General features: G+C 64.7%; 10 protein-coding genes. 5 read left to right on the top strand and 5 right to left on the bottom strand.

Annotation, left to right across the window (positions count from 1 at the left end):
* Positions 1–3 precede the first annotated feature (3 nt).
* A complete protein-coding gene (locus tag QRN34_RS12260) occupies positions 4–2,604 on the top strand; it encodes a TonB-dependent receptor (protein ID WP_285404988.1) in 2,601 nt (866 codons plus the stop codon).
* A 14-nt stretch (positions 2,605–2,618) separates the two neighbouring features.
* Complete coding sequence (locus tag QRN34_RS12255) at positions 2,619–3,878, top strand: histidine-type phosphatase (RefSeq protein ID WP_285404777.1); 1,260 nt, start codon at positions 2,619–2,621, stop codon at positions 3,876–3,878.
* Here the strand turns inward: QRN34_RS12255 and QRN34_RS12250 are convergent.
* The 5 genes from QRN34_RS12250 to QRN34_RS12230 form a co-directional block, all read right to left on the bottom strand.
* Positions 3,857–5,491, bottom strand: coding sequence for a Na/Pi cotransporter family protein (locus QRN34_RS12250; RefSeq protein WP_285404775.1), 1,635 nt, complete (start codon positions 5,489–5,491; stop codon positions 3,857–3,859). The genes QRN34_RS12255 and QRN34_RS12250 overlap by 22 nt on opposite strands.
* Positions 5,492–5,798: 307 nt before the next feature.
* Positions 5,799–6,674 (bottom strand): alpha/beta hydrolase, encoded by an 876-nt coding sequence (locus QRN34_RS12245; RefSeq protein WP_285404987.1) that lies wholly within the window; start codon positions 6,672–6,674, stop codon positions 5,799–5,801.
* 167 nt (positions 6,675–6,841) lie between these two features.
* The gene (locus QRN34_RS12240; protein ID WP_285404773.1) at positions 6,842–7,228 is read right to left on the bottom strand and encodes a nuclear transport factor 2 family protein; all 387 of its coding nucleotides are present in this window, start codon (positions 7,226–7,228) and stop codon (positions 6,842–6,844) included.
* Positions 7,229–7,279: 51 nt separating this feature from the next.
* Positions 7,280–7,663 carry a nuclear transport factor 2 family protein gene (locus QRN34_RS12235; RefSeq protein ID WP_285404771.1) on the bottom strand — a complete coding sequence of 128 codons (384 nt, stop codon included), beginning with the start codon at positions 7,661–7,663 and terminating at the stop codon, positions 7,280–7,282.
* A gap of 45 nt (positions 7,664–7,708) precedes the next feature.
* A complete protein-coding gene (locus QRN34_RS12230; protein WP_285404769.1) occupies positions 7,709–8,812 on the bottom strand; it encodes an alkene reductase in 1,104 nt (367 codons plus the stop codon).
* A 102-nt stretch (positions 8,813–8,914) separates the two neighbouring features.
* Between QRN34_RS12230 and QRN34_RS12225 the strand changes: the two genes are divergently transcribed.
* The 3 genes from QRN34_RS12225 to QRN34_RS12215 all read left to right on the top strand — a co-directional run bounded on the left by QRN34_RS12225 (position 8,915) and on the right by QRN34_RS12215 (position 12,917).
* The gene (locus tag QRN34_RS12225; RefSeq protein ID WP_285404767.1) at positions 8,915–9,901 is read left to right on the top strand and encodes a LysR family transcriptional regulator; all 987 of its coding nucleotides are present in this window, start codon (positions 8,915–8,917) and stop codon (positions 9,899–9,901) included.
* A gap of 118 nt (positions 9,902–10,019) precedes the next feature.
* Positions 10,020–10,859, top strand: a complete 840-nt coding sequence (locus QRN34_RS12220) for a tetratricopeptide repeat protein (RefSeq protein WP_285404766.1) — start codon at positions 10,020–10,022, stop codon at positions 10,857–10,859.
* Between the two features lie 267 nt (positions 10,860–11,126).
* Entirely contained in the window at positions 11,127–12,917 is a 1,791-nt protein-coding gene (locus QRN34_RS12215) for a peptide-N4-asparagine amidase (RefSeq protein WP_285404764.1), read from the top strand.
* Positions 12,918–12,947 lie beyond the last annotated feature (30 nt).

Here is a 12,947-nt window from a genome sequence, read left to right as displayed (position 1 = left end):
GGCATGAACGTGGATGCCCAGGTGGCCGCTGCCGGCACCGTCGACGAACAGCGCCTGGGCACCGGTGTGACCACGGTGATGAGCAAGCAGCAGATCGAGGCCGTGCCGTCAGCCAACATCGCCGATGTGCTGTCGCACCTGCCGGGCCTGTCGTCCTACAGCGATATGCACCTGGGTCAGGCGGCCACCGGCGAAAGCGAGTACGTGACGATCCGCGGCCTGGATTCCAGTTACAACGCCTACACCCTCAACGGCTTCGCGCTGCCGGAAACCGATGCCTCGACGCGCGCCATCTCGCTGGACATGCTGGCCCCGTTCGGCATCCAGTCGGTGAAGGTATCCAAGACCCCCACCAGCGACATGCCCGGCGATGCCATCGGCGGAACGATCGACATGCGCACGCCGACGGCCTTCGACTTCGCCCGCGACACCTATGCGAAGACCACCGTGCAGGGACGACTGAACGACCTGGCCGACCACCGCGGGCTGCCGGACAAGGGCGGCGTGTTCCAGCAGGAGTTCGCACACAAATTCGGGCCGTCGAAGCAGCTGGGCCTGTACGCGGCCGGCTACTACGGCAAATACGACAACGCCGCCGAAGCGGTCGCGCCCAACGCCCAGTACACGCCGGTGAACACAGCCAACGCCTCGGCGCCCGACCTGTCGACGGCCGGTCCGCTGCAGAGCTCGCAGTACAAGTACAGCGTCTACACCAACCAGATCAAGCGTTACGGCGGCAACGTGTCGCTGGACTGGAACGGCGAGACCACGTCGTTGTTCGCCCGTGCGCTCTACGGCGTGTACGACGTGCAGGGCCAGCAGAATCAGATGTCTGCCCGTAACCAGGGCAGCACGCAGGTGCTGCGTGGCGGTTACTTCGACACGCGCGACATCAAGGAAAAGACCGCTACCCTGCAGCTGGGCGGTAGCAGCACGATCGATGCGCTTACCCTGGGCTATGGCACGTCCTACGGCGTCGGCTCGCGCAATGTGCCCGACTACGTCGAGGCAAGCCTGTATGGCCCGCGCGCCAACGGTCAGTTCGCCTTCGACCTGAGCAACCCGACCTTCCCCAACCTGGCCGGCAACTCGCCGGCCGTGCGCAACTACGTCTACAACCTGGCGACCGACAGCTTCTGGAAGACCCAGGGCGGGGATGCGGGCAGCCGGGACAACCGCGTCAACGCGCATGTCGATGGCACCTACACCTTCAGCGACCGCGCGATCGAAAACGTCGCCTTCGGCCTTTCGGGCGACACCTCCCGGCGCAACGCCTACGATCATCCCTTCACCCACGACGATAACAATTTCGTCTACGGCGGGCCTTTCTTCGGCGGCCCGAATTATTCATCCGCGGCACCGGGCGGCCCCTCGCTCGCAGCTCTCCCCGGAGACCTGGTGACGAACCCGTTCGGGGGGCGCTACGCCGGTCCGTTCAAGCTCATCGACCGACGCTGGGTGCTCGACCAGGCGGTACCGTACAAGTACCTCGACGATCCCAAGGGCAGCGGGGTGTACACGGCCAACGACTACAACGCCAACACCACCTCGAGCCGGGAGAACATCGTGGCTGGCTACCTCATGGCCACCTTCCGCGTGCAGGACCTGACGATCACGCCCGGGGTCCGTTACGAACTGACGGATTATTCCGCGACATCGTGGCGCTCCAATGGCGACGACAAGACCGGCGCGTTCGTCGACCAGAGCAAGCGCTATGGCGAGATCCTGCCGGGTATCGCACTGAACTACCGCCCCGACGAGCTGACCGTCTACCGCGCCTCGCTGCGACGCAGCTTCAGCCGCCCGGCGTTCGGCCTCATCTCGGGACAGACCACCTATTCGATCGATGACATCAGCGGCCAGGTGGTCGGCATCTCCAAGCCCAACCCGGACCTGCGCCCGACCACGGCCGACAACCTGGACCTGTCGGCGGAGTTCTATGACACCACCGGCGGCATGGTCACCGCCTCGGCGTATTACAAGCGCCTGAACGATTTCATCTTCACCTCGCAATCGTCCACCGGCAACGACAGCACGCTGGGCGGCAACGTGCCCACCGGTACGGTGCTGACGGGCGGCGTGCCGGTCAGCATGCCGGAGAACGGTGGCGCGGCGAAGATCTACGGCATCGAGATGGCCCTGCGCAAGCAGTTCGTCACCCTGCCCGGCCTGTGGAGCCACTTCGGCGTGGGCGGCAACCTGACCGTGCAGCACAGCACCGCGCACAGCGGACGTGAGGATCACCCCGGAACAACCTGGCTGCCGCGTGCACCCGAGCGCATGTACAACGCCGACCTGTTCTACCGCGACGACCGTTTCCATGCGGACCTGATCTACAACTACACGGGTCTTCAGCTGATCGGCCTCAACGGTAACGGGCTGGACTACTACCTGCAGCCCGTCAAGACGCTGGACCTCTCGGCCAACTACGACCTGCCCTATGGTCTGGGTGTCGGCGTGTCGGTGAAGAACCTGCTCGACCATGCCACGTTCTACGAAACCTCCGGCAAGTCGCGCCGCTATCTGGCGTACGATCCGGGTGCCGACGGTGCGTATGTCCAGACCGGGCGGATCTACATGGTCAACCTCAGCTACACCTTCTGAGCCCGGATAAGCACATGCCACCACGTACGTACCGTCGGGCGGGCCGTGCCATCGCGGTGCTGGCCGCCCTGCTCGTCGCCCTGCCCGGCCAGGCGCACGACGACCTGCGTCTCGAGCAGGTCGTCATGGTCTACCGGCACGGCGTACGCTCGCCGCTGCCGGGCGAGATACGGATAGACGAAGTGCACGGCAAACCGTGGCCGGCCTGGCCGGTCGCGCCATCGATCCTGACCCCTCACGGCCGTGAGGGCGTCGTGGCGATGGCGCGCTTCGACCGCGAGCGGCTGGCCGCGCAGGGCCTGTTTCCGCCGACGGGTTGCCCCGTCGCCGGCAGCGTCGACCTGTGGGCGAACACGGACCAGCGGACGATCGCCAGCGCGCAGGCCTTCGCGGACGGTTTCGCGCCGGCCTGCCCGCTGGTCGTGGGCCACCTGCCCGAAGGCAGCGTCGACCCGGTCTTCAACCCCGTGGCGGCCGACGCCGTGTCGTGGGAAGGCCGCGCCGCGCTGGATGCGATACGGCAGGCCACCGGGGGTCCTGACGTGCTCACCGCCGGATACCGCGAGGCCATGGACGTCTTCGCCCATGTGATGGGATGCATGCCGGGTGACGACCAGGCCGTCTGCCATCCTGCGACATGGAAGGGCTCGCTCGCACTGGCAAACGACGGTCGCGGCATCGCGCTGGACGGCCCGATCGCGCAGACCTCCGGCACCGCCGAGGCCATCATCATGGCCTACCTCGAAGGCATGCCGATGCCCAGCGTGGGTTGGGGGCGCGTGGATGCAACGGGCTTCCGCGCCTTGTCCCAGCTGCACGCCTTGCTCTTCGCCGTGCACGCGCGACCGACCTACGTGGCCGACCGCGTGGCCGCGGTGCTCGCGGGGCGCATCGTGACGCGGCTGGAGCATCCCGATGCGCCACGGCTCAGCCTGTTCGTCGGCAGCGACAACAACATCCTCGCCCTTGCCGGCGTGCTGGGTATCCACTTCCGGATGCCGGGCTATGCCGAGGACGACCCGCCCGTGGGCGGTGCGCTGGAGCTGGCGGTATGGCGCTCGACCGCCACACGCCATCGCTATGTCACCGTGACCTATCACGCGCAGACCCCGACGCAGTTGCGCGAGGGCCAGGCGTTGTCGATCGCGCATCCTCCGGCCAGCCTGCCGCTGGTACCCGCAGCCTGCCCGCGTGCGCCGGCACCGTGCGACATCGGCGTGGTGCTGGACACACTGCGGCGGGTGGCCGCCCTTCAGCGCACCAGGCGATCCTGAAGCATGCCGGCCCGCTCCAGCGGGAGGTAGGCGAAGGCGACCACGTGCGAGTGGATGCGCTTGAGGTCGCGCAGGATGCGCAGGTACACATCCCCACCGGCAGTGGCGTCGCGGCGCTCGCGCAACGCTCGCAGGTGCCGGTCGGCGGCATCGTTCTCCAGTCGCCAGAGCGTCTCCTTCCGTCCCAGCAGACCCTGCGCCGCCCGCAGGTCGCCATGCATGAAGACGGCGAAGCCCAGGCGCAGGCTCTCCATCAGCTGGCCGTGCATGAGCGCCAGGTCCTGGATATCGTCCGCGCTGAAGTCCTGTCCCCGCTGCGCCTTCTTGGCGGCGAACTCCATCAGGTTGTTGGCGGTGATATCGCCGATGTGCTCCACGTTGATGACGAAGGCCAGGATGTCCTGGCTGCGGCGGGCGTCCTCTTCGTTAAGGGCCTCGCTGCCCAGGTCGGTCAGGTAATCGCGAATGGCCACGCCCAGGCGGTCCAGCCACGGGTCCATCTGCCCGATGGTGGTGGCACGCACGCGATCGTCCTTGCCGAACACCTCGACCACCCACTTCAGCATGCCCTCGACCATGTCGGCCATGCGCATGGCTTCGCGCGTGGCATTGGCCAGCGCCACGTTGGCCGAATCCAGCGCACCGGTGTCCAGGAACTGCGGCACGCCGGGATCGTCGGGACGCGGTGGGTCCGGCAGCAGGCGCACGAGCAGGCCCGCCATGCGTTCCACCGGCAGCAGGAAAACCGCAGCCAGCGCGAGGTTGAACGCGGTATGGAAGTTCACCGCCATGCGCGCCGGGGAACCACCCAGCGGAGCCAGTGCAAGGGCGATCGGATGCAGCAGCGGCAGGCAGACCACGCAGCCGATCCCGCGCACGATCAGGTTGCCCAGCGGCAGGCGCCGGGCCACCGGTGTGTCCGCTTCCAGCAGGGCCGGCAGGGTGCCGCCGAGGTTGGCGCCGAGCACCAGCGCCAGGGCACCGGTCGCATCGACCACGCCCGTCCCGGCCAGCGACGCGACCAGCAACACCATGGCGACGCTGGAGTGGAACAGCCAGGTCAGCAGCGCCGCCACCAGCACGGCCAGCACCGGCTCCGAGGCGAGGCTCTGCGCGATCGCCCGCAGGAACGCGGCGTTTTCCACCGGCGCCAGCGCGCCCACCAACAGGTGCAGCGACAGCAGCATCAGGCCTAGCCCGATGGCCACGCGGCCCAGGTTCTCGTAGCGCGCGTCGTCGGTGCGCCGGTGAATGACGAAGCCCAGCAGGATCAGCACGGGTGCCACCACCGAGATGTCGAACGACATCACCTGCACGATCAGCGTCGTACCGACGTTGGCGCCGAGCATCACGGCCAGGCCCGGGGCCAGGCCGAGGAAACCGCTGGCGGCGAAGGACGTTGCCATCAGGCCGGTTGCCGTACTGCTCTGCAGCAGCGCGGTGATGCACACACCGAAGGCGAAGGCCGCGGGGCGATAGGCCAGGTAGCGACCCAGCCAGCGGCGCAGCGCGCTGCCGTAACCGCGCAGCACGCCGCTGGTTACCATGTGCGTGCCCCACAGGAGCAGCGCCACGTAGCCGAAAAGATCGAGAAGGCCGAGCATGCCGTTCATGGCATACCCCGGCGTGGAACACGAGTAAGGAGCTTCACAGCCCATCTCCTGGTAACGGCGCTCGCGGCGGCCGCACGGAGGGGCCGGGTTTCCTAGTAGCGGAAAACGCCAGCCGACCGGGCGCGATCGCCGGGAGCATGCGGATTGTGGTGAGCCGCCGATGCCCGCAAGGTGCGAAAACCGACGACGCTACTGGGATAAACGTCCATAGGCCTTGGTTTGGGTATGCAAGAGAGCCGCGCGTGATGACGCGCGGCGTCGGCATTGTGTTGATTGGGGCGGCCCGCGTCAACCGTCACTGGCTGGCTCAGCCCAGGCGGGTCTTGAGTTCTTGCGATGCCTGCGCCATCGCGCTGCGGGGCGCCGGCAGATGGCTGAAACTGTTCGACAGCCCGAAGTCGTGAATCATGCCGTTGTAGCGTATCGATGTCACAGACACACCCGCAACGTCGAGCTTGCGGGCATAAGCTTCTGCTTCATCTCGCAGGACATCGAACTCGGCGGTCTGGATCAGCGTCGGCGGCAGGTTTTTCAGCTGTTCGGTCGTCGCCCGCAGCGGCGACGCATAGCGCTGCTTGCGTGTTTCGCTGTCAGTGGTATAGCTGTCCCAGAACCATACCATCAGATCCTTCGTCAGGAAGTAACCGTCGGCAAATGCCTTGTACGACGGCGTGTCGAAGGTGGCATCCGTCACGGGACACAGCAGTACCTGCGAACGCAGCGCAGGTGTGCCCTTCGCGCTCGCCATCAAGGCCACCACGGCGGCCAGGTTGCCACCTGCACTGTTGCCAGCTACCGCGAGGCGTGTGCCGTCGACGTTGATCTCATGGCCATGCTCGGCCACCCATTGCGTCGCGGCGTAGGCTTGCTCGATGGCGACGCCGTAATCAGCCTCAGGCGACAGGGCATAGTCGACGAAGACCGCCACTGCGCCCGAGCCCGCGACCAGGTCACGCACCAGCCGTTCATGGGTCGGGAAGTCGCCCAACACCCAGCCTCCGCCGTGGAAGAACATGAACGCGGGCAGCTTTTTTTGCGTGCTACCGGCCGGGCGCACGATGGTAAGCGTCAGGTCGCTGCCATGGACGTGGATCGTTTTCTTGCTGACATCGGCAGCCGGCAGGACAACATGGGCAGCAGCCTGGGCACCCGCCAGCGCGGCGCGGGCGTCTGTCGGCGTCATGCTGTCGAGTGTCTCCCCGCCTTCAAGGGAGCGTAAGAATGCTGCGACGGTGGGTTCGACGCCTGTCAGGTCGGCCGCAGAGGCATTGCCGAGCTCCAGGTTGACCACCGGAAGGGAGGGATCGTTCATGATGTTTATGGTTCCAAAAGAGCCTTGAGAGGAAAGCCTCAGCCTTCAAATTGGTGATAGACCTTTGCGATCACTTTCCAGTCACTGCCGATCTTGATTAGCGTGAGGTAATCGTTGTAATCAGCACCGATGGCGTCCTTTTCCATGTCGACGCGGACGACAGCGGTGGTCGGCGTAATGGCCAGCGCATCAAGGCGAGTGGTTATCTCGGGTGCCTTGCCGTTTTTCCTGACGAAATCGAAAAGGTTTTCAATCGGGCCGCCCAGCAGCTCGCCATTCGTGAAACCGTACATGACGGCATCCTTATGGAACGCCTCAGCGACGGCTTCCGCACTGCCGACGCGCAATCCATCGACGTATTTCTGGGCAACCGCGATGACGGCGTCATATTCGCGGGTCGGTACGGACTTGACGTTCTTGCTCATGATGTCTTCCTTACAAGTTGTAGGGTCTTTGATGGACTGTGCAGATGACTGTCAGGGAGCCGCATGCGTCTGGAAGATCTTGCTGACCACCGTCCACTTGCCATCGACTTTCAACAGATGAAAGAAGTCGGTGAACGAAACGCCCGACATGTCGTTGGCGTCGATGCGTGCGCTGGCCGCCGTGCCTACGATCTCGATACGGGTGATTGCGGCCGTGGCATCAGGCGACGGGCGAAAATCCTTATCGACTCCGTCGAACAGCATCGAAATCGCGCCGCCGACCAGCTTGCCATCGGGGCCGACGCTATACATCGTCGCGTGCGGACTGAACGCGGATTTCATGATGCTGCTCTTGGCCTGCCTGCATCCCTCGATGTACTTGTTCAGCACCTCGGAAATGGCCTGGTAATCCTGCACGTAGGTCGATTTGCTCATGGTCTTTCCTTGGTTGGCTTGTGGGCGGGTTGGCTAGTCTGGGGCTCAGTCCGCCAATACAGGCCAGTCGGTGTAACCCGTGGCGCCATTGCCGTAATAGGTTGAACGGGGCGCCACGGCCAGTTCGGCGCCCACCTTCAAGCGGTGCACCAGATCGGGATTGGCAATGAATGGACGACCGAAGGCGACGGCATCCACCTTGCCTTCCTTGCGGCGATTCACGGCCAGGGCAAGGTCGTAGTTGTTGTTGCCGATGTAAGGGCCCTTGAAGATCGCGCGCAATGCGTCCAGGTCTATCCCTTCGGGCACGGAACGCGATGTAGCCGTGGCACCCTCGACAAAGTGCATGTAGGCCAGCTGGAACCGATTCAGCTGCTCGATGAGATAGCCATAGGTCTGCATGACCTGGCTGTCCAGAGGCGTATTGCCTGCGTCCGGCGTGACAGGGGACAGACGGATGCCGACGCGGTCATGGCCCCAGATCTCGACCACCGCCGCAGTGACTTCCAGCGTAAGCCGGCTGCGATTCTCGATGGAGCCGCCGTAGGCGTCAGTACGCCGGTTGGTCGAATCGCGCAGGAACTGATCGAGCAGATAACTGTTTGCCGAATGCACTTCCACGCCATCGAAACCGGCGCGTTTTGCGCATTCCGCGGCGTGCCGGTATTGCTGGATGATGCCGGGAATTTCAGAGGTTTCCAGTGCGCGCGGCGTGGAGACGTCCAGCATGCCGTTTTCGGTGTAGGTTTGCCCTTCTGCACGAATCGCCGAAGGCGCTACCGGCGCCGCTCCTTCCGGCTGCAGGTCCACATGAGAGAAACGACCCACATGCCATAGCTGGCACACGATCAATCCACCGGCTGCGTGCACCGCATCCGTGACCGTCCTCCAGCCGGCAACCTGTTCGTCCGTCCAGATACCAGGCGTCAACGCATAGCCACGCCCCTGGGCCGAAATATTGGTGGCTTCACTGATGATCAAGCCTGCGGTGGCCCGCTGGGCGTAGTAGCTCGCATGCATGTCATGGGGTACGCCATCGGGCTGCATCCGGCTGCGCGTCAACGGCGCCATGACGATGCGGTTCGCCAGCGTCAGGGCTCCCATCGTCACAGGGGAAAAAAGATCGTGGGCTGCATTATCGAGTTTCATTTTTGTTCCTTCCGACAACCGTGTTGCGTGCTTGATTTACCCTCGGTCAGAAGTATGGCGGTCGGCTATAATGACTTTAATAGTCAGAAACTGGCATATGGTATGAACAAAAATGTCACAATAAAGAGCCAAAAGCATGCCGGCGACGCAGGCGCAATGGCCGCCTCTCCGTCTTTGCATTTTCCGGGGCTTTTGACCTTCGAGGCGGCGGCGCGGCATTTGAACTTTGCCCGCGCCGCCGCGGAACTGGGCGTGACGCCAACGGCAGTGTCGCGCACCATCAAAGTCCTGGAAGCGCAATTGAACGTGCGGCTGTTCAACCGGACGACGCGCAGCGTCAGCCTGACCGAAGCGGGTTCGTCACTGAATTCGAAAATGGCCCCCGCGCTTGCACTGATCAGGGACTCCTTGTCGGAAGCTCTGCAGGCAACCGATCAGCCCTCCGGTACGGTGCGGGTCAATTCGTCATACGTGGCTTACCGTATGTTGATCGAGCCCTACCTGGAGGCCTTCCTTGCCAAGTTCCCTTTGATCCATGTCGAGATATCGCTGGACAATCTGCTCGGCGATATCGTCAGCGGCGGTTTCGACATCGGCATACGCATGGGCAAGAAAGTGCAGAACGACATGGTTGCCGTTCAATTGGGATCGCGGCAGAAAAGGATCCTGGTGGCCGCTTCGGACTATTTCAAAGATCGGAAGGAACCGAAGAACCTCGACGATCTCCTCAACCACGACTGCATTCGACAACGTTATTCCGTGGGAGGCCGATGGTTTGAATGGAAGTTCGATTCGGAGGGTCAGATGGTGCAAGTCGACGTACAAGGGCGTCTTTTATTCGACGAGATGAGGTCGGTAGTGGACGCCGCCGTGCAGGGGCATGGCATCGGTTACGTCTTCGAGGAATTTGCCAGACAGGAGTTGGCCAGTGGGAAACTGCGGCAGGTCCTCAGGCAGTACAACGGAATGGACGACGCGTTTCATCTTTACTATCCGCATCGCAAGTACATGCCAGGAAAGCTTCGCTCTTTTGTCGATTTCATGCTCGATGCCCATAAAGCGAAACCGATGCGACCCGGTCATGGCTGAACGGCACTGCCGCACTCGCAAGAAGTTGCCGACGGTCGTCGATACACTTCCAGGCAAGCCGCCCGAACTTTCGCTCGTGTGGCGAATCGAATCGCCATCCTGCCTTGCGGATACATCCATGAAAAAGACGTTACTCGCGTTTGCGCTGTTCTCCGTCGCCCTTGCCGCAACCGCCGCCGATTCGCCGAAGGATGTCCAGGCGCTGATCGCCCGCGGCGATTACACCGGCGCCGAAGCAATGCTGCGCCAGGCGGTCACCGAGCATCCTCAGAGCGCCAAGGCACACTACGTGCTGGCCGAAGTGCTCGCACACGAGGGCAACATCGGCGATGCGAAGGCGGAAGCCGGCAAGGCGGCCTCGCTCGATCCGTCCATCCGCTTCACCGATCCGACCCGCTTCCAGCAGTTCCAGAGCAAGTTGAACCAGGCGCTGGCTCCCGCGTCGGCTACGCGTGCCGCTTCGCGCCAGGCTACTGAAGCGGCTCCGGCCCCGGTGGAGGCTGCGCCCCGGGCGGGTTCGTTTCCCCTGACCGGCCTGCTGGTCATCGGCGGCGTGATCGCGCTGATCGCCTTCCTGTGGTCCCGCCGCCGTCGCGCCGTCGCGCCGCCGTATCCCAACGCACCTTACGGCGCCCCGCAGCAGCCGCCTCCGCCGCCGTACGGCGGTTATGGCAACAACTACGCGCCCCCGCCGGCCTCGTCGGGTGTCGGCGCCGCCGTCGCCGCCGGCGTGGGCGGACTGGCTGCGGGCGCGCTGCTGGACGAGGCGTTCCGCTCCCACCGCGGTGAAGAATCCGTCCGCGACGCGGGCTTCGTGGGCGGCGCCAACAATGCGCCTTCATCCTCGCAGCAAGCCTACGACGACCTGCGCGACGAGCCCATCGACATGGGCAACAACGACAGCTCGTGGGACCAGGGCAGTTCAGATGACAGCGGAAGCGACGACAACCAGTGGTGATGGTGAGTCCATGAGTGCCGGTGACGGGGGGTAGGAGCGCACGCACGTGCGCGACATCTTTTAAGGCCGTGCCTCCCATCGCTGCGCGTGAACCCCATGCGTCGACGCAAAAGATGTCGCGCACATGCGTGCGCTCCTACAGACCAGTGTCACGCCCCCTGCCAGTGTTGCGCCCGCTGTAGAACCCGACACGCCACGGCACTTTTCCGGCCAACCGCTGTGCTAGGTTTAGCCCGCAGGGGGCGAAACACCGGGGAGTAGCGAGAGATGTCTGTCATCTATCGAGCGGGCCGTCACGGCCTGTGGGCAGGGTTGTTCGGTTGTGTGTTCGCTTGCGGCGCGTCGGGCGCCATATCGGCTACGTCGCCGGGATTCAATGTCGGCTCCGCGAACGTCGCGATCGCCGACCCGCCGGTACCCCGGCCACCGGGCAAGGCGTGCACGGTGCAGCTCTTCAGCGGTTTCACCTTCCGCGATTTCTCCGACCATGCCTACAGCTATGCGCCACCGACCGGCTGCGGTACGTCGTGGTCGAAGGTGGTGCTGGAGGCGGATTTCTCGGTCACCGCGGGTCGTCAGTTCGACCGCACCGCGTCGCTGTGGCTGGGCGGCGCCAACGTCTACTTCGGTACCACGCAGGAGCCCTCCGCCACGGTGGCGCCCAGCTGGCACATCGAGCGCGACGTGAGCGACTTCGCCAGCCTGCTGGGCAATCCGCAGACGGGCCAGGCGATCCTGGGCAACGTCGTCGACGGCACCTACACCGGCATCATCAGCGGTTCGGCACGGCTGGTGTTCTATCCCGCCAACGTCCTGGCGCCGAAGCTGGACGCCCCCGATGCCGTGTTCCCGCTGTCCGACGGTACCGCCGGCGGCACCGTGGCGCTGAACACCGGCGCCGACCTGCTCTCGCGCACCCTTACGCTGCCCACGAACATCGAGCGTGCCTACCTCGACGTGTTCGCGCAGGGCCAGGGTGGCGACGAGTTCTGGTACTCGTGCGTGCCCGATGCGCAGGCCAATGAAGCGCAAAGCTGCGGCGGCGGCGCCTACCGCGAGGTACAGGTGTCGATCGACGGGCAGTCCGCCGGCGTGGCGCCGGTGTATCCGTGGATCTTCACCGGCGGCATCGATCCGTACCTGTGGCGACCGACGCCCGGTGTGCAGACGCTGAATTTCCTGCCTTACCGCGTCGACCTCACGCCGTTCGCCGCCTTGCTCAACGACGGCAAGCCGCATGCGCTGGCCATCGGGGTCACCGGGGCCAACGGCAACTTCGCGGTGACCGGCAACCTGTTCGTGTACCAGGACCATCGGCGCAAGGTGCTGACCGGTGCCGTCACCGCCAACACGCTGCAGGGCCAGCCGGCCACGGCCACCGTCGACAACCGGCTGACCGATAACGCGGGCGTGATCGGCGGCTCCATCGCCACGCATGCGTTGCGCCGTTTCCGCACCGCTGGCTACGTGGATACCTCGCACGGCAGGATCACCACGGAAGTGAACCAGGCGGTGGCGTTCGACAACACGCAGTCGTTCACCATCGATCCGTCGCATTACCTGCAAGGCATCGACCAGCTCACCAGCGTGGACAGCACGACGAAGACACGGCAGGGGCCGCTCGGCATCGCCGTGACGACGGAAGCCCACTTCGATTACCCGTTGCTGGCCAGCTTCGGCACGAACTTCGACGGCGCAGGTAACGTCACCGGTGCGCCCAGTTCGGTCACGCAGGGTTATTCACGGTCGTTCGTGAAGAAGGTGGGTGGCCTGGTGCTGTATCGCAGCGACGTGGACAACAGCATCGATACCGCCGACACCCTCGCCTTCAGCAACGGCGCGGTCACCGGCCACAGCGGCCAGCGCAGCACCCAGGTGTTCCGCTTCAAGGACAACCTCGGCAGCTGCTTCGGACGTGACATCGTCACCGCGGCGGGCGTGCTCAGCGCGGCATCCGATGGCGGCGACTGCGCCGGCGGTCGCAACCGGCTGCTGTGGTTCACCCACCCGGACGGCTCGCCGGATACCTCCCGCACCGAAGATCCCGGCCTGTTCTGATCCACGCCGACGGCGTGGCCGGCCCGTCCT

It is taken from the genome of Luteibacter sp. ME-Dv--P-043b (assembly GCF_030209605.1).
In the GTDB taxonomy this organism is placed as follows: Bacteria; Pseudomonadota; Gammaproteobacteria; order Xanthomonadales; family Rhodanobacteraceae; genus Luteibacter.
The sequence above is the reverse complement of the archived record's forward strand: the minus strand, read 5'-3'. Positions and strand labels throughout refer to the sequence as shown.

Excerpts from the sequence above, each read along its gene's own strand:
- QRN34_RS12215 (WP_285404764.1), top strand. The coding sequence starts at position 11,127 with ATGTCTGTCATCTATCGAGCGGGCCGTCACGGCCTGTGGGCAGGGTTG.
- QRN34_RS12250 (WP_285404775.1), bottom strand. The coding sequence starts at position 5,491 with ATGAACGGCATGCTCGGCCTTCTCGATCTTTTCGGCTACGTGGCGCTG.
- QRN34_RS12225 (WP_285404767.1), top strand. The coding sequence starts at position 8,915 with ATGAACAAAAATGTCACAATAAAGAGCCAAAAGCATGCCGGCGACGCA.
- QRN34_RS12255 (WP_285404777.1), top strand. The coding sequence starts at position 2,619 with ATGCCACCACGTACGTACCGTCGGGCGGGCCGTGCCATCGCGGTGCTG.
- QRN34_RS12230 (WP_285404769.1), bottom strand. The coding sequence starts at position 8,812 with ATGAAACTCGATAATGCAGCCCACGATCTTTTTTCCCCTGTGACGATG.
- QRN34_RS12235 (WP_285404771.1), bottom strand. The coding sequence starts at position 7,663 with ATGAGCAAATCGACCTACGTGCAGGATTACCAGGCCATTTCCGAGGTG.
- QRN34_RS12220 (WP_285404766.1), top strand. The coding sequence starts at position 10,020 with ATGAAAAAGACGTTACTCGCGTTTGCGCTGTTCTCCGTCGCCCTTGCC.
- QRN34_RS12245 (WP_285404987.1), bottom strand. The coding sequence starts at position 6,674 with ATGACGCCGACAGACGCCCGCGCCGCGCTGGCGGGTGCCCAGGCTGCT.
- QRN34_RS12240 (WP_285404773.1), bottom strand. The coding sequence starts at position 7,228 with ATGAGCAAGAACGTCAAGTCCGTACCGACCCGCGAATATGACGCCGTC.
- QRN34_RS12260 (WP_285404988.1), top strand. The coding sequence starts at position 4 with ATGAACGTGGATGCCCAGGTGGCCGCTGCCGGCACCGTCGACGAACAG.